At 70.0% G+C, this 15,801-nt stretch carries 15 protein-coding genes and 1 pseudogene; 7 read left to right on the top strand and 9 right to left on the bottom strand.

What is annotated here, in order from left to right; translation table 11 throughout:
- Positions 1-101: 101 nt before the first annotated feature.
- The 5 genes and pseudogenes from ACFXC1_RS01430 to ACFXC1_RS01410 all read right to left on the bottom strand — a co-directional run.
- Positions 102-281, bottom strand: a pseudogene (locus tag ACFXC1_RS01430) (Gfo/Idh/MocA family oxidoreductase); the annotation flags it as partial.
- A 61-nt stretch (positions 282-342) separates the two neighbouring features.
- On the bottom strand, positions 343-1,251 hold the full coding sequence (locus tag ACFXC1_RS01425; RefSeq protein WP_381237197.1) for a sugar phosphate isomerase/epimerase family protein: 909 nt from the start codon (positions 1,249-1,251) through the stop codon (positions 343-345).
- A 1-nt stretch (position 1,252) separates the two neighbouring features.
- A complete protein-coding gene (locus ACFXC1_RS01420) occupies positions 1,253-2,167 on the bottom strand; it encodes an ATP-binding cassette domain-containing protein (protein WP_381237195.1) in 915 nt (304 codons plus the stop codon).
- Between the two features lie 5 nt (positions 2,168-2,172).
- The gene (locus ACFXC1_RS01415) at positions 2,173-3,249 is read right to left on the bottom strand and encodes an ABC transporter permease (protein ID WP_093623818.1); all 1,077 of its coding nucleotides are present in this window, start codon (positions 3,247-3,249) and stop codon (positions 2,173-2,175) included.
- Positions 3,249-4,268 carry a sugar ABC transporter substrate-binding protein gene (locus tag ACFXC1_RS01410; RefSeq protein WP_381237192.1) on the bottom strand — a complete coding sequence of 340 codons (1,020 nt, stop codon included), beginning with the start codon at positions 4,266-4,268 and terminating at the stop codon, positions 3,249-3,251. The genes ACFXC1_RS01415 and ACFXC1_RS01410 overlap by 1 nt, the downstream gene beginning before the upstream one ends.
- A gap of 291 nt (positions 4,269-4,559) precedes the next feature.
- Here ACFXC1_RS01410 and iolC point away from each other — a divergent pair, with 291 nt between their 5' ends.
- Genes iolC through ACFXC1_RS01380 form a run of 6 tightly spaced genes read left to right on the top strand, consistent with a single transcriptional unit; the run spans position 4,560 to position 11,576 of the window.
- Positions 4,560-5,528, top strand: a complete 969-nt coding sequence (iolC, locus tag ACFXC1_RS01405; RefSeq protein WP_381237191.1) for a 5-dehydro-2-deoxygluconokinase — start codon at positions 4,560-4,562, stop codon at positions 5,526-5,528.
- A gap of 39 nt (positions 5,529-5,567) precedes the next feature.
- The gene (locus ACFXC1_RS01400; protein WP_381237189.1) at positions 5,568-6,446 is read left to right on the top strand and encodes a Cgl0159 family (beta/alpha)8-fold protein; all 879 of its coding nucleotides are present in this window, start codon (positions 5,568-5,570) and stop codon (positions 6,444-6,446) included.
- A gap of 14 nt (positions 6,447-6,460) precedes the next feature.
- Positions 6,461-7,360 carry a 5-deoxy-glucuronate isomerase gene (gene iolB / locus ACFXC1_RS01395; protein ID WP_381237187.1) on the top strand — a complete coding sequence of 300 codons (900 nt, stop codon included), beginning with the start codon at positions 6,461-6,463 and terminating at the stop codon, positions 7,358-7,360.
- Positions 7,357-9,234, top strand: coding sequence for a 3D-(3,5/4)-trihydroxycyclohexane-1,2-dione acylhydrolase (decyclizing) (iolD, locus tag ACFXC1_RS01390; protein WP_381237185.1), 1,878 nt, complete (start codon positions 7,357-7,359; stop codon positions 9,232-9,234). Before iolB ends, iolD begins: the two co-directional genes overlap by 4 nt.
- Positions 9,235-9,263: 29 nt before the next feature.
- Entirely contained in the window at positions 9,264-10,757 is a 1,494-nt protein-coding gene (locus tag ACFXC1_RS01385; RefSeq protein WP_381237183.1) for a CoA-acylating methylmalonate-semialdehyde dehydrogenase, read from the top strand.
- Positions 10,758-10,790: 33 nt separating this feature from the next.
- Positions 10,791-11,576, top strand: coding sequence for a GntR family transcriptional regulator (locus ACFXC1_RS01380; protein WP_381237180.1), 786 nt, complete (start codon positions 10,791-10,793; stop codon positions 11,574-11,576).
- On the opposite strand, the gene ACFXC1_RS01375 is transcribed toward ACFXC1_RS01380, so the two are convergent.
- Together ACFXC1_RS01375 and ACFXC1_RS01370 are read right to left on the bottom strand one after the other, a co-directional pair.
- Positions 11,566-12,564: an aldo/keto reductase gene (locus ACFXC1_RS01375; RefSeq protein WP_381237178.1), complete on the bottom strand. Its 999-nt coding sequence runs from the start codon at positions 12,562-12,564 to the stop codon at positions 11,566-11,568. The two genes, ACFXC1_RS01380 and ACFXC1_RS01375, sit on opposite strands and share 11 nt — an antisense overlap.
- A gap of 88 nt (positions 12,565-12,652) precedes the next feature.
- Positions 12,653-13,315 carry an NUDIX domain-containing protein gene (locus ACFXC1_RS01370; RefSeq protein WP_019070839.1) on the bottom strand — a complete coding sequence of 221 codons (663 nt, stop codon included), beginning with the start codon at positions 13,313-13,315 and terminating at the stop codon, positions 12,653-12,655.
- Positions 13,316-13,480: 165 nt separating this feature from the next.
- Between ACFXC1_RS01370 and ACFXC1_RS01365 the strand changes: the two genes are divergently transcribed.
- The gene (locus tag ACFXC1_RS01365) at positions 13,481-14,608 is read left to right on the top strand and encodes a DUF5954 family protein (RefSeq protein WP_381237175.1); all 1,128 of its coding nucleotides are present in this window, start codon (positions 13,481-13,483) and stop codon (positions 14,606-14,608) included.
- Between the two features lie 51 nt (positions 14,609-14,659).
- Here ACFXC1_RS01365 and ACFXC1_RS01360 read toward each other — a convergent pair whose 3' ends face one another.
- Positions 14,660-15,259, bottom strand: a complete 600-nt coding sequence (locus tag ACFXC1_RS01360; protein WP_381237173.1) for a DUF305 domain-containing protein — start codon at positions 15,257-15,259, stop codon at positions 14,660-14,662.
- A 74-nt stretch (positions 15,260-15,333) separates the two neighbouring features.
- On the bottom strand, positions 15,334-15,801 hold a 468-nt coding region (locus ACFXC1_RS01355), incomplete at its 5' end, for a DUF6153 family protein (RefSeq protein ID WP_381237170.1).

The following is a 15,801-nucleotide window of genomic DNA, read 5'->3' as shown; positions in this document are numbered from 1 at the left end:
TTCTGGTGATGTCCGCCCGACGCGGGCCCCGCGGGGGGGGGGGGGCCGGGGGGGCTTAGCGGCCCGGGTCCTCCGGGGCCCCCCCCACGGGGGGCGCCCGGGTCGGTGTAAGCGGTGCAGCCCTCGATCCCGGACGCGATCCGTTTGGCGCGCTCGGCGTCGACGTCCACGACGGCGCTCACCCGGGCGCCGTTGACCACGTCCTCGATCCGGCGGACGTGGTCCGCCCCCATCTTTCCGGTTCCGACCACTGCCACTCCGAGCGTGTCGCGCGGGTTCATGGCCATCGGTCGTCCTTTCGGCTCGTCAGGGTCGTCACGCTGCTCACGCTGCTCACGTTCGTCAGGCACCGCAGGAACGGAGGAACTTGCGGGTGCGCTCCGCGATGGGGAGGGGCTTGTCCGGCTCGCACGGGTACATGTCCTGCTCGACGATCGCGAACAACTCGACGCCCAGACGCTGCGCCGCGACCAGCACCGGCTCCAACTCCGGTACGCCGGACGGCGGTTCGCACATCACGCCACGCTGCACGGCCGGTCCGAACGGGATCTCGTTCCTGACGACGTCGGCGAGGATCTCCGGGTCCACCTGCTTGAGGTGCAGATAGCCGATGCGCTCGCCGTAGGCCTCGATCAGCTTGACGCTGTCGCCGCCGCAGTAGGCGTAATGGCCCGTGTCCAGGCAGAGGTTGACCAGTTCGGAGTCGGTCGAGTCGAGGAAGTGCTCGACGTGGTCCTCGGTGTCGAGGTGGGTGTCGGCGTGCGGGTGGACGACGATGTCGAGCCCGTACGCCTCCTTGACCTCGTGCCCGAGGCGTTCCATGCCCTTGGTGAGGTGCGCCCACTGCTCACCGGTCAGCTCCGGCGGCTCCAGGATCTCCGCGGTCTTGTCGTCCCGCCAGAAGGAGGGGATGACCACGAGGTGCTTGGCGCCCATCGCCTGGGTGAGCGCGGCCACTTGGCTCACGTGCTCCCAGGTGGCGTCCCAGACGGAGGGGCCGCGGTGCAGGCCGGTGAAGACCGTGCCCGCGGAGACCCTCAGGTCGCGCCTGGCGATCTCGTCCGTGAGCCGGGCGGGGTCGGTCGGCAGATAGCCGTACGGCCCCAGTTCGATCCAGGAGTAGCCGGCCTGGGCGACCTCGTCCAGGAACCGCTGCCACGGCACCTGTTGGGGGTCGTCCGGGAACCACACGCCCCAGGAGTCGGGGGCGGAGCCCACCCGGATGCGGTCCAGAGAGGGGCGCTCGGGCATGTCAGGACGTCCCTTCAGGTGATGCGGCCGCCGAAGCCTTGAGGTCCTTCTCCTCGGGGAGCTCTTCGACGTCGACGCCGCGGACCTGGGACAACTCGTGCTTGAGCGCGGCGAGTTCGGTGCCGCCGGCCATGTGGTTGGTCAGCTCTTCGAGGGTGATCTCGCTGCGTTCGGCGGAGAGTTCCATGGTGCCCAGGCGCAGGACGCTGAAGTGGTCGCCGACCATGTAGGCGTGGTGGGGGTTGTGGGTGATGAAGATGACCCCCAGACCGCGCTCCCGGGCCGCGGCCACGTACTTCAGCACGACGCCGGACTGCTTGACGCCCAGGGCGGCGGTCGGCTCGTCGAGGATGAGGACGCGGGCGCCGAAGTAGACGGCGCGGGCGATGGCCACGCACTGGCGCTGGCCGCCGGAGAGGGTGCCGATGGGCTGGTCGAGGTTGTCCAGGACGATGCCCATGTTGCGGAGCTCTTCGTCGGCGGTCTGCTTCATCTTCTCGATGTCGAGACGGCGCAACGGCCAGGGGCCCTTGGTCATCTCGGAGCCGAGGAAGAAGTTGCGCCACACCGGCATCAGCGGCACCACGGCCAGGTCCTGGTAGACGGTGGCGATGCCGCGGTCCAGTGCTTGGCGGGGGGTGGTGAAGTGCACGGGTTCCCCGTCGACGAGGAACTCGCCCTCCGTGTGCTGGTGCAGTCCGGAGATGATTTTGATCAGGGTGGACTTGCCGGCGCCGTTGTCGCCCAGGACGCAGGTGACCTGGCCGGGGCGCACGGCGAGGTTGACGCCGTGCAGGGCGCGGACGTTGCCGTAGGACTTGCCCGCGTTGCGGAGCTGGACGAGGGGATGGTCCCCGTCCGTGGCCGGCGTGTCGGTCAGGATCGCGCCGTGGGTGCCGGTCGTGTTGTCGGTCATCGAGGTCACCTCCGGGTCGCGGTGCGCTGCACCCACAGATTGATCATGACGGCGCCCAGCAGCATCACACCGAGGAACGCCTTGAACCAGTCGGGGTTCCAGCCGGCGTAGACGATGCCCTGCTGGACCATGCCGAACATGAACGCCCCGAACACCGGGCCGATCGCGGAACCGGCGCCACCGGTCAGCAGACAGCCGCCGATGACGGCCGCGGAGATGTAGATCAGCTCCTGCCCGACGCCCTCGCCGGACTGCACGGTGTTGAAGGAGAACAGCTGGTGCATCCCGATGAACCAGGCACCGAAACCGACCAGCATGAACAGCGAGATCTTCGTGAACGCCACCGGCACACCGACAGCGCGCGCACTGTCCTTGTTGCCGCCGACCGCGAAGATCCAGTTGCCGTACTTCGTCCGCAGCAGCACCCACGTTGCGATCGCCGCGAACACCAGCCACCACACGATGGTGATCTTCACCTGCACACCGCCGACATCAAACGACGACGCGAAGACCTTCTTGGCCTGGTCGAAACCGTCCATATTGCTGATGTCGTCGGTCGCCACGTTCCCCGTCACCAGCTTCGTGACGGCGAGATTGACACCCTGCAGGATCAGAAAGCTGCCCAGCGTGATCAGGAAGCTCGGCAGGCCCGTCTTCACGACCAGCCAGCCGTTGAGGAACCCGATCCCCAGCGACACCAGCAGCGCGACGATCACACCGACCCACACGTTCATGGTCAGTTGATAGCTGAGCATCGACGCGGTGAGTGCGGAGGTGATGACGGCGACACCGGCGGAGAGGTCGAACTCGCCGCCGATCATCAGCAGGGCCACCGGCAGGGCCATGATGCCGATGGTCGACGAACCGTAGAGGATGTTCGCCATCGACGCGCCCTCGCGCACCGGCGGGGCGGCGATCAGGAAGAACACGTACACCGCCGCCGCGCCGAGGAAGACTCCGACCTCGGGGCGGGCCAACAGCCGGATGGCCAGCGGGCGTTCCGCGGTCCGGCCGTCGGTGGGCTTGGGGCCGGGGGCCGGCGGTGAGGTCACCGCCGGCTCGGCGTGCTGGGTCATGCTCATCACCGGGTTCCGTTGGCGGCGTACTTGGCGACGGCGTCGACGTTGGTCTTGTCGACGAAGGCCGGGCCGGTCAGTACGGGCTGCTCACCACCGCCGCTGTAGTTGCCGTTGTTCTTGTAGAGCCACAGCGAGTCGACGGCCAGGTAGCCCTGGAGGTACGGCTGCTGGTCGACCGCGAACTGGATGGTGCCCTTGCTGATGGCGCTCGTCAGGTCCTTGTTGAGGTCGAAGGTGGCGACCTTCGCCTTGCTGCCCGCGTCGGACAGCGACTGCACGGCGGTCAGGGCGAACGGGGCGCCCAGCGTGACCACGTAGTCGATGGCCTTGTCCTGCGTGAGCTTGGCGGTGATCGTCGACTTCACCGACGGCATGTCGGTGCCGTTGACGTTGAGGACCTCGGTGCTGCCGCTGAACGTCTTCTTCACGCCGTCGCAGCGCTGGGTCAGGCCGATGTTGCCCTGCTCCTGGATGACACAGACGACCTTCTTGGCGCCTTCCGTGTTCAGCCGGTTGCCGAGCGCCTCGCCGGCGACCGTCTCGTCCTGGCCGAAGAACTCCAGCAGCCCGAGCTTCTTCCAGTCGCTGAGACCGGAGTTGAGGCCGACGACCGGTATGTTCGCGGTCTTCGCCTTGCTGATGACGTCCTTGAGGGCGTCGGGCTTGGCGAGGGTGACCGCGATGCCGTCGACCTTCTGGTCGATCGCGTTCTGCACCAGGTTGGCCTGGTTGCCCGCGTTCGGGTCGGCCGAGTAGATGAGCTTGATGTTGTCCTTGGCCGCGGCGGCCTGGGCACCCTTGCGGACGATGTCCCAGAACGTGTCGCCGGGCGCCTGGTGCGTGACCAGGGCGACCGTCATGCGAGGTGTGCTGGCCTTGCCCGCGGATGCGCCGGAGGTGTCCTCCGTGGACTTCTTGCCGCCTGAGCTGCTGGAGCAGCCGGCGAGGGTCAGTGCCGCTGCCGCGGCGACCGCCACGAAGGGGGCCATTCTGCGCGAACGGGAGTGGGAAGAACGGTCCATCTTTCCTGCACCTCACTGTGCTTCAGGGGAAAGGGAGCAATGATCGCAGAGATCCGGGCTCGGGGCCTGTCGACCCCGGGTCGTACGCCGTGAAACACGGCTGTTGCGCTGGGACGGAATCCAATCCCCGGTCGCGCCCGCTGTCAATACTTTGTTAAGACATCATTTCACAAGCAGGTCCGAATGTAAGTACAAACTATTGACAGAGCGCCCCTCGGAGTCCTACACCTGGGAGTCGGCAGGCCCTCGCGGGACCCGCCCACCCCCCAGTAGCTCAGAGGAGTGCCGCGCATGGCCGAGTCAGCCCAGCCTTTCGATCTCATCACCATGGGTCGTATCGGGGTCGATCTCTACCCCTTGCAGTCCGGCGTGCCGCTGGCGCGGGTGGAGACCTTCGGGAAATTCCTCGGAGGTTCGGCGAGCAACGTGGCCGTGGCCGCCGCCCGGCTCGGCCGCAGTACCGCGGTGATCACCCGCACCGGCGACGATCCCTTCGGGGCGTACCTGCACGAGGCGCTCAAGGACTTCGGGGTGGACGACCGCTGGGTCGCGCCGGTCGCCGAGTACCCCACCCCGGTCACGTTCTGCGAGATCTTCCCGCCGGACGACTTCCCGCTGTACTTCTACCGGCAGCCCAAGGCCCCTGACCTGGAGATCCGCACCGACGAGCTGGACTACTTCGCGATCCGCCAGGCCAGCGTCTTCTGGATCACCGGCACCGGTCTGAGTGAGGAGCCGAGCCGCTCCGCTACGCTGGCCGCCCTCAAGGCGCGCGACAGGGCGGGCACCACGGTCTTCGACCTCGACTGGCGCCCCATGTTCTGGAAGGACCCCGAGGAGGCCCGCCCGTACTACGCGGAGGCCCTGCGCCACACCACGGTCGCGGTCGGCAACCTCGACGAGTGCGAGATCGCCACCGGCCTCCGCGAGCCCCGCGCCTGCGCCGAGGCGCTGCTGGAGGCGGGCGTGGAGCTGGCCGTCGTCAAGCAGGGCCCCAAGGGTGTGCTGGCCGTGCACCGCGACGGCACGACCGCCGAGGTGCCGCCGGTCCCGGTCGAGGTGCTCAACGGCCTCGGCGCGGGCGACGCCTTCGGCGGCTCGCTGTGCCACGGACTGCTGTCCGGCTGGGAGTTGGCGAAGACCATGCGGTTCGCCAACGCGGCCGGTGCCCTCGTCGCCTCCCGCCTCGCCTGCTCCACCGCGATGCCCACCGAGTCCGAGGTCGAGGACCTGCTCGCCGGCGCACACGTCGGCGCCTGACCCCGTGACCGCCCGAGCCATCCCTGAACGGAGCTTCTCTTGACCATCAGCATCCCCGACCTGGTCACGGTCAGAGCCCGGCATCCGGAGGCGATCGCCGAGGCGGCGGCCCGCCGGGTGCGGCGCCCCCTGCTCGGCGACAGCGGCCGCCTGATGATCGTGGCCGCCGACCACCCGGCGCGCGGCGCGCTCGGCGTCGGCGGCCGCCGTACGGCCATGGCGAACCGCGCCGACCTGCTGGAACGCCTGTGCGTCGCGCTGTCCCGGCCGGGTGTCGACGGGGTGCTCGCCACCGCCGACATAATCGAGGACCTGCTGCTCCTGGGAGTCCTGGACGGCAAGGTCGTCATGGGCTCCATGAACCGCGGCGGCCTCGCCGGCGCCGCGTTCGAGATGGACGACCGGTTCACCGGCCACCGCGCCGAGGACATCGAGCGGCTCCGCTTCGACGCGGGCAAGCTGCTGCTCCGTATCGACTACGCCGACCCCGGCTCGCTGACCACCCTGGAGTCGACGGCACGCGCCATCGACGACATGGCGGCACGCCAACTCCCCCTGTTCGTCGAGCCGTTCATCTCCCGCCGGATCGACGGCAAGGTCCGCAACGACCTGTCGGCGGAGGCCGTGACCCGCTCGATCGCCATCTCCTCGGGCCTGGGCGGCACTTCGGCCTACACCTGGCTGAAGCTGCCCGTCACCGAAGACCCGGACGACATGGCCGAGGTCATGGAGACCTCGACGCTGCCGGCCGTGCTGCTCGGCGGTGAGGTCGGCGACGACCAGGAGGGCGCGTACGAGAAGTGGCGCAAGGCGCTGCGCCTGCCCACCGTCCAGGGCCTGGTCGTGGGCCGCTCCCTGCTGTACCCCGCCGACGGCGGCGTGGAAGCGGCGGTGGACACTGCCGTGGGTCTGTTGTGAACCGGAGGCACACGATGACGAGCGCGTACCACCTTCCCGCCGGAAAGGCCCTGGGCGGCCCCTACGTCGTGGACGTCACCCCCGAGTCGGCGGCCTGGGGCTATTCCAGCCTGCGGGTCCTTGAGCTGCCCCCGGGCGGCACGCACACCTTCGACACCGACGACAGTGAGTGGATCGTCCTCCCGCTCAGCGGCGCCTGCACGGTCTCCGCGGCCGACGACTTCGGCCACGACACCTTCGAACTCCACGGCCGCGAGAGCGTGTTCACCTCCGTGAGCGACTTCGCGTACGTCCCCCGGGACTCCCGTACGACGATCACGTCGGCCGGCGGCGGTCGCTTCGCGCTGACCGGCGCCCGCTGCACGCGCAGGCTGCCGGCCCGCTACGGCCCGGCCTCCTCGGTGCCGGTGGAGCTGCGCGGCACCGGCAACAGCAGCCGCCAGGTCAACAACTTCGGCGCGGCCGGCGTCTTCGAGTGCGACAAGCTCATCGCCGTAGAGGTGATCACGCCCGGCGGGAACTGGTCCTCCTTCCCGCCGCACAAGCACGACGAGCACCGGCCCGGTGAGGAGTCCGTCCTCGAAGAGGTCTACTACTTCGAGTTCGCCGACCACGAGGGCACACCAGGCCTCGGCTACCAGCGCGTCTCGCCGTCGGGGCAGGGCCGTAACACCGACGTACTGGCCGAAGTCCGGGGCGGGGACGTCGTGTTGATCCCGGACGGCTGGCACGGGCCCTCGATGGCGGTGCCCGGTCACCACATGTACTACCTCAACGTCATGGCGGGTCCCGAGGACGACCGCTCCTGGCTGATCTGCGACCACCCCGATCACGCCTGGGTCCGCGGCACCTGGCCCGAGCAGCCCGTCGACCCCCGCCTCCCCCTCTACACGGCACCGGAGAAGTCCTCATGAGCACCCCCACCCGCCGCCTGACCGCCGCCCAGGCCCTGGTGCAGTTCCTGTCGGCCCAGTACACCGAGCGCGACGGCGTACGGCACCGGCTGATCGCCGGCACCTGGGGCATCTTCGGCCACGGCAACGTCGCCGGACTCGGTCAGGCGCTCCTGGAGGCCGGCGAGGACACGATGCCGTTCCACCAGGGCCGCAACGAACAGGCCATGGTGCACGCGGCAGTTGGGTACGCCCGCCAGCTCGACCGGCTTTCCGCGCAGGCCGTCACGACCTCGATCGGACCGGGCGCCACCAACCTCGTCACGGGCGCCGCGCTCGCCACGATCAACCGCCTGCCGGTCCTGCTCCTCCCCGGCGACTACTTCGCGACCCGCGCCGCCGACCCGCTGCTCCAGCAGCTGGAGCACCCGGTCGAGGCCGACCTCTCGGTCAACGACACCCTGCGCCCGGTCTCCCGCTACTTCGACCGGGTCTCCCGCCCCGAGGCGCTGATCCCGGCCGCGCTGAACGCGATGCGCGTGCTGGCCGACCCGGTGGAGACCGGGGCGGTAACTCTTGCTCTCCCGCAGGACGTTCAGGCCGAGGCCTACGACTGGCCGGAGGAGTTCTTCGCCGACCGCGTGTGGCACGTACGGCGTCCCGCGCCGGACCTCGCCGAGCTGGCGGAGGCAGTCGAGGCGATCCGGTCCGCCGAACGCCCGCTGATCGTCGCGGGCGGCGGCATCCACCACAGCCGCGCCGAGGAGGCGCTGAAGGCCCTGGTCGACGCCACCGGCATCCCGGTCGCCTCCACCCAGGCGGGCAAGGGCTCACTGCGCCACGACCACCCGGCCGACCTGGGCGGCATCGGCCACACCGGCACCGCGGTCAGCGACGACATCGCGCGCGCCGCCGACCTGATCATCGGCGTCGGCACCCGCTACACCGACTTCACGACGGCCTCCAACACGCTCTTCCAGAACCCGGCCGTCCGCTTCGTCAACCTCAACATCGCCGCGTTCGACGCCCACAAGCTGGCCGCGCGCACACTGGTCGCCGACGCGAAGTCCGGTCTGGAAGCGCTGACTTCGGGCCTCGAAGGCCACCGCGTGGACCCCGCCTACGAGGCCGAGTACCGCGCGGGCAAGGCGAGTTGGGAGCAGGTGGTCGAGACCGCGTTCACCGCCCCGGACGAGAACGCCGTACCGACGCAGACCCAACTCCTCGGCGCCCTCGACTCCGTTGTGGGCGACGACGACGTGGTCATCAACGCGGCCGGTTCGCTCCCCGGCGATCTGCACAAGCTCTGGCGGGCGCGCTCGCCGCGCCAGTACCACCTGGAGTACGGCTACTCCTGCATGGGCTACGAGATCCCGGCCGGCATCGGTGTCCAGCAGGCCGCCCCCGGCACGCCCGTGTGGTCGCTGGTCGGCGACGGCACCTACCTGATGATGCCGACCGAGATCGTCACGGCGGTCCAGGAGGGCCTGCCGGTCAACCTGGTGCTGATCCAGAACCACGGCTACGCCTCCATCGGCGGCCTGTCCGAGTCGGTCGGCGGCGAGCGCTTCGGCACCGCCTACCGCTACCGGGCGGCCGACGGCACCTTCTCCGGCGCCCCGCTCCCGGTCGACCTCGCCGCCAACGCGGCCAGCCTCGGCATGGACGTGCTGCGCCCCAAGACCGTGCGCGAACTGCGCGAGGCACTGGCCGCGGCCCGCGCCTCCGACCGGCCGACGTGCGTCTACGTCGAGACCGACACCGCCACCCCCACCGCTCCCCCGGCCGAGGCCTGGTGGGACGTGCCGGTCGCCGAGACCGCCTCGCGCGCATCGGCCGTACAGGCCCGCGAGGAGTACGACCGCCAGGTCGCCGACCGTCGCCGCCACCTCTGAACTCCCCTCCCCCGAAAGGCACTTGCACCATGAAGACGATCACCCACTGGATCGACGGCAAGCCCGTCGAGAGCACCTCGGGCCGTTTCGGTCCCGTGTACAACCCGGCGACCGGCGCGCAGGAGAAGCAGGTCGGCTTCGCGACCGTCGACGAGGTGGACGCCGCCGTCGCCTCCGCGAAGGCCGCGTTCGAGAGCTGGGGCGCCTCCTCGCTCGCCAAGCGCACCGCGATCCTGTTCAAGTACCGCGAGCTGCTGGACGCGCACCGCGACGAGATCGCCGAGCTGATCACCGCCGAGCACGGCAAGGTGCACTCGGACGCGCTCGGCGAGGTGGCGCGCGGCATGGAGATCGTCGAACTCGCCTGCGGGATCAGCGTGCAGCTGAAGGGCGAGCTGTCGACACAGGTCTCGAACCGTGTCGACGTGGCCTCAATTCGCCAGCCGCTGGGGGTAGTTGCGGGCATCACGCCCTTCAACTTCCCGGCCATGGTGCCGATGTGGATGTTCCCACTGGCCATCGCGACCGGCAACACCTTCGTGCTGAAGCCGAGCGAGAAGGACCCGTCGGCGTCCTTCCGGCTGGCCGAACTCGCCTCCGAGGCGGGTATGCCGCAGGGTGTGCTGAACGTCGTGCAGGGCGACAAGGTCGCCGTCGACCGCATCCTGGAGCACCCGGACGTCGAGGCCGTGTCCTTCGTCGGCTCGACGCCGATCGCGAAGTACATCCAGCTCAAGGCGGTTGAGCACGGCAAGCGCGTGCAGGCCCTGGGCGGCGCCAAGAACCACATGCTCGTCCTCCCGGACGCGGACCTGGACTTCGCGGCCGACCAGGCGATCAACGCGGCCTACGGCTCGGCCGGCGAGCGCTGCATGGCCGTCTCCGTCGTGGTCGCGGTCGGCGACACCGGCGACGAGCTGGTCGGCAAGATCGCCGAGCGCGCCGGCAAGCTGCGCATCGGCCCCGGCAACGACCCGGCCAGCGAGATGGGCCCGCTCATCACCCGTGAGCACCGCGACAAGGTGGCGTCGTACGTCGCTTCGGCCGCCGCCCAGGGCGCCGAGGTCGTCGTCGACGGCACCGGCCTCTCGGTCGAGGGCCACGAGGACGGCTTCTTCCTCGGCGTCTCCCTCCTCGACAAGGTGCCGCTGACGGCGGACGCGTACAAGGACGAGATCTTTGGACCGGTCCTGGTCGTCGTCCGCGCCGAGTCCTACGACGAGGCCATCACCCTGATCAACAGCTCCCGTTGGGGCAACGGCACCGCGATCTTCACCCGGGACGGCGGCGCCGCCCGCCGCTTCCAGATGGAGGTCAAGGCGGGCATGGTCGGCGTGAACGTGCCGATCCCGGTGCCCGTCGGCTACCACTCCTTCGGCGGCTGGAAGGACTCCCTCTTCGGGGACCTCCACATCTACGGCAACGACGGCATCGCCTTCTACACCCAGGGCAAGGTGATCACCACCCGCTGGCCGGACCCGGCCGACGGTGGCATCAACCTCGGTTTCCCCAGCAACTCCTGACGATCCGTCACCCCATGTGAGGAGGTGCCTTCTGTGGCGAAGACCGGTGGCTACCCGCGTGCCGTGACCGGCTCCCCGCTCGACGGCCTGCATTTCGCCCTGGACCGCAACAGTCCGGTGCCGCTGTACTACCAGCTCGCGCAGCAGCTGGAGGGCGCGATCGAGCACGGCACCCTCGCGCCGGGCAACCTCCTGGGCAACGAGATCGACCTCTCGGTCCGCCTCGGCCTGTCCCGCCCCACCGTCCGCCAGGCCATCCAATCCCTTGTCGACAAGGGGCTGTTGGTCCGGCGGCGGGGGGTCGGCACCCAGGTGGTGCACAGCCAGGTCAAGAGACCGCTGGAACTCAGCAGCCTCTACGACGACCTGGAGTCGGCCGGGCAGGGACCGACCACGGAGGTGCTGCGCAACGAGGGCGTGCCCGCGACCGCGGATGTCGCGGCGGCCCTCGGGGTCGCGGAGGGCAGCGAGGTCACGCTCCTGGAACGGCTGCGCTCCACGCACGGTCAGCCGGTGGCGTTCCTGTGCAACTACCTTCCGGCCAATCTGCTCGAACTCGACACCGCCCGGCTGGAGTCGACGGGCCTGTACCGGATGCTGCGCACCGCCGGCATCACCCTGCACAGCGCCCGCCAGACGATAGGCGCCCGCTCGGCCACCCCCGAGGAGGCCGCCCGGCTCGACGAGAAAGAGGGCGCGGCGCTGCTCACCATGCAGCGCACGGCCTACGACGACACGGGGCGGCCGGTCGAGTACGGGACGCACATCTACCGGGCGTCCCGGTACGCGTTCGACTTCCAGCTGCTGGTCAGGCCCTGAACGGGACGGCGGAGTCCAGGCGTTCGCGCTGCTCCGCCGTCAGTTCCAGGTCCACGGCCGCGAGGTTCTCCTCCAGCTGGGCCACCGACGAGGCTCCCGCGAGCGGGACGATCGGCAGCGGGCCGCCCAACTGCCAGGCCAGTACTACCTGGTTGACGCTCGCCCCGGTCTCCTTCGCCACCTCCCGCAGCACGGCGAGGCGGGCGGGGGTGCCGGGGTGGTCGTATTCGGCGCCCAGGGGCTTGTCCTGGCGGGTGTAGGCACCGGCCAGGAGGGGTGAGTAGGCGACCAGGGTGAGGGCGGGCTCGGCGCGCAGGTAGCCGAGCAGGTCCGGTCCCGCGCTCCCGAGGCTGCCGTCGGGGAAGAGGCCGGACGGTACGTCGGTCCGGGGGCGCAGATAGCTGTGCTGGTACTGGAGGACCTCGTAGCCGGGCAGTCCGGCCGCGGCGGCGAGCGCGCGGGCCCGTTCCACCCGCCAGGCGGCGTGGTTGCTGACGCCGAGGAGACCGACGGTGCCCTCGGCGACCAGTTCGGCGAATCCCTCGACGGTCTCCTGGAGCGGAACGCTCTGGTCCTCGATGTGGGCGTACAGCAGGTCGAGTTTGTCCACGCCGAGGCGTTCCCGGCTGCGTTCGGCCGACTCACGGATGACCTTCGCGGACAGGCCCTCCGGGTTGTCGACGAATCCCGTGCCGGGTGCCAGCGGGCGGGCGCCGAGCTTGGTCGCGATGACGATCTCGTCGCCGATGCCGCGGCTGCGCCGCCACCGGCCGAGCAGCTTCTCGCTCTGGCCGCCCTGGCTGCCGTCGTGCCAGAAGGCGTAGTTGTCGGACGTGTCGATGAAGTTCCCGCCGGCCTCGACATAGCGGTCGAGCACGGCGAAGGAGGTCGCCTCGTCGGTGCGGGAACCGAACAGCATGGCCCCGAGCGCGAGCACGCTCACCTCGCGGCGGTGGGCCGGATCGGTGCCAATGGTGCGGTACTTCATGATGCTCCCTCCCGTTCGCACCCGGGTTCTCCGGGCACGAACGGGAGTCTGGCGCTTGAAGCGCACTTCAAGTCAAGCTTCCGGGCGCCTACTTGGCGAACGGCCCGTCCAGCGCCGCCCATTGGAGCAGCATGATGGTCTTGGCGTCGGCGATCTCCCCGGTGCGGATCATCTCCAGGGCGCTGCGGAAGGGCAGTTCGAGGATCTCGATGTCCTCGCCCTCCTCCTGGAGGCCCCCGCCCTCGTGGGTGCGGGTCGAGGGACCGTAGGAGGCGGCGTAGAAGCCGATGCGTTCGGTGACCGAGCCGGGGCTCATGTAGACGTCGAAGACGTGCTCCACCTCGCCCACGGTGTGCCCGGTCTCCTCGACCACCTCGCGCCGTACGGCCTCCTCGGGGTGTTCGTCCTCGTCGTCGAGGAGGCCGCCCGGGGTCTCGACGAGCATGCCGTCGGGGTGGCCGTTGACGTAGACGGGGAAGCGGAACTGGCGGGTGAGCAGGACCGTTTCGCGCTCGGCGTCGTAGAGGAGCAGGGTCGCGCCGTTGCCGCGGTCGTGGGTCTCGCGTTCCTGGGTGGTCCAGGTGCCGTCGGCGTGCCGGAAGTCGAAGGTGGTGGTGCGCTCGACGTACCAGTGGCTGGAGAGCAGGGTCACGTCGCGGACCCTGACCCGGGGGTTGCCGGTCAGGTCGAGGCCGGTGCGGTCCAGGCCGGTGCGGCCCCGGCGGTCGGGGGTGTCGGCGCCCGCGGTCATCGGATGCCTGCCGGAGAGGAGGAGACGATCGAGTTGTTCATGCCCGACGTCTATCACCCCGGGGTGTGGAACGCGTGACCGAAACCGGTGAGCCGCAGGCCCAACCGATGTGCCGGTTGCGTTGATTCGTCGCCTGTCGTCCCGTCGGATGGGCATGCTGGGAGCATGTCCGAGCACGGTGATCAGGTTCCCGGATACCGGGTGATCAGGATGGAAGCGCTGCAGGACGCCCCGGCGGCCGCCCTCGCGGACGTGGAGGCGTGGCAGGCCCGCGAGGCCTACCCGAACGTCCTGGCCGGCGGCGGCCCGGTGTTCGGAGTGGCCGAGGAGCTGGATTCCGGCGGCTGGCGGGTCCTCTCCCGGTTCGGCAACATGGCCCCGCAGAGCTCCCGCGACACCCTGGCGATGACCTTCCGCAAACGCGCGCGGGAAGCCGAGGACGCGGGCGACACCGCGACCCAGCAGGAGTGGCTGCGCGGGGCGGAGCGGCTGGACTGGGAGAAGGCGGACGAACTCACGGTGCTCGGGCAACGGTTCCGGGTCGTGCGGGCCGACCAGTTCATCCGGATGGGACCGACCGGCCCTGAGCCGCCGCGGCCGTCCGACCCCGACCCGGCGAAGGTCGGTCACGCCCACGAACTCCCCAGCCGCACCACGGGGTTCGTGATCGACCCGTTCACCGCGACCGGCATGTCCGAGGGCATCCTGCGGATGGAACTCCTCTCACTGGTCCGCGCCCCGGGCACGGCTCCCGCCCCCGTGCGCAAGGACTCAGTGCGCGCCCTGAAGACGCATCCCGGGGGTGTGCTGCTGCCCGCCGAGTTCACCGCGGCGGAGTACACGGACGGCGGCTGGCAGCCGACGCAGATGACGAACCAGAGCCCGCAGGGGGCCCGGGACACCCTCACCACCTATCTGCGGGTGATGGCGCCCGCCATGGAGCAGCTCGACGAGGAGACACAGGCCGAGTACGCGCGGGCGGCCGACCGGATCGACGCCGAGCGCTGCGACGAGATCGTGATCGACGGCTGCCGGACACGGATCGTGCGGGTCGAACGGCTCGTCCGCATCGGCCCCGACGGTCCCGAGGGCCCGCGCCCCTCCGACCACGACCCGGAACTGCCGACCGCCGTCCAGGAGCAACAGCTGCGCGCGGAGGGCCTGTTCGACGAGAACCGGGTGGTCAGCGAGGAGGAGGCCGAACAGCAGCGGGTCGCGGACGAGCAGGCCAAGGAGTTCCTACGGCTGTTCGAGGAGCAGCGGCGGAAGCGGGAGGCGGCGGAGGGGTCCTGAGCGCGGGTGGGGCCGACCGCGCGGCCGACCCCACCCTTTGTGCCGCTGGCGTCAGCCCTTGCCGAGCATCTTGTTCATCTGCGTGATCTCGGCACTCTGCGCCGAGATCACGTCGGCGGCGAGCTCAGTGGCGGGGCGGTAACTGCCGTCCGTCTTCTCGGTCTTGGCCATCGCCACGGCGCCCTTGTGGTGTTCGACCATCATGTTGAGGAACATGGAGTCGAACATGGCGCCGGAGACCTTCTCCAGCTTGCCCATGTCGGCGTCGGTCATCATGCCGGGCGCCGAGGACGACATGTCGTGGCCCATGCCGGTCATGTCCTCGGGCACCTTCTCGCCCCACGACGTGAGCCAGCCGGACATGGTCGTGATCTCGGGATCCTGAGCGCCCTTGATCTTCGTGGCGAGGCTCTTGACCTGCGTCGAGGAGGCGTGGTCGGCGGCGAGCGAGGCCATCTGCACGGCCTGCCGGTGGTGCTGGATCATCTCCTTGGAGAAGGAGACGTCGGCGGCGTTGTGCCCGCCGGTCTTGGTCGCGCCGCTTTCCTTGCTGTCGCTGTTGTCGCCACAGGCGGCGAGCGCGAGGGCGGCCACCGAGGCGGTGACGGCGAGAGCGACGGTACGACGGGCGAACCCGCGTCGTGCGGTCATGGTGGAACTCCTGGAACTGGAACGGTTGTCTGTGCAGGGCGTGCCGAAGCGCGCGGCTGGGCGCGCGGGCCGCTCTAGATCCGCAGGAGTTGGAGTTCGGAGAGGGAGGGCGGGGCCCGCCCGCCGTCGGGGCCGCCGCCGGTCAAGAACCCGAGCGCGTCCGGCAGTTGGGCCCAGGCGGCCACATCGGGCACCAGCAGCGGAACCACGGCCGGAGTACCGGCGACGGAGGCGGAGGCGCAGGTGGCGTCCGCGTGGGTCATGTGGCTGCCGCAGTCGCCCGCGCCGTGATCGCAGGGGTCGGTAGTCGACGCGTGCTCGCCCATGGCCGCGGTCATGGCGGTCACGGCGTGCCCGGGCGCGTGGTGGGCCGGCGGAACGGGCCCGAGTCCGTGCATGCCCAGGAGGCCCAGCAGCAACACGGCCACGAGCATCCCGCAGCGCGGGCCCCCGGGGTGGGGGGGTGCGGGGTTGGCGGGGGTGTGCGAGGAGTGGACCAAAAAAAGCCAGGTGTTGGGGTCGGCCAAGGGGTGTGATTTGGC

This window comes from Streptomyces hokutonensis, assembly GCF_042751305.1.
Taxonomy (GTDB): Bacteria; Actinomycetota; Actinomycetes; order Streptomycetales; family Streptomycetaceae; genus Streptomyces; species Streptomyces hokutonensis_A.
This window is presented reverse-complemented; position numbering and strand designations above follow the sequence as displayed.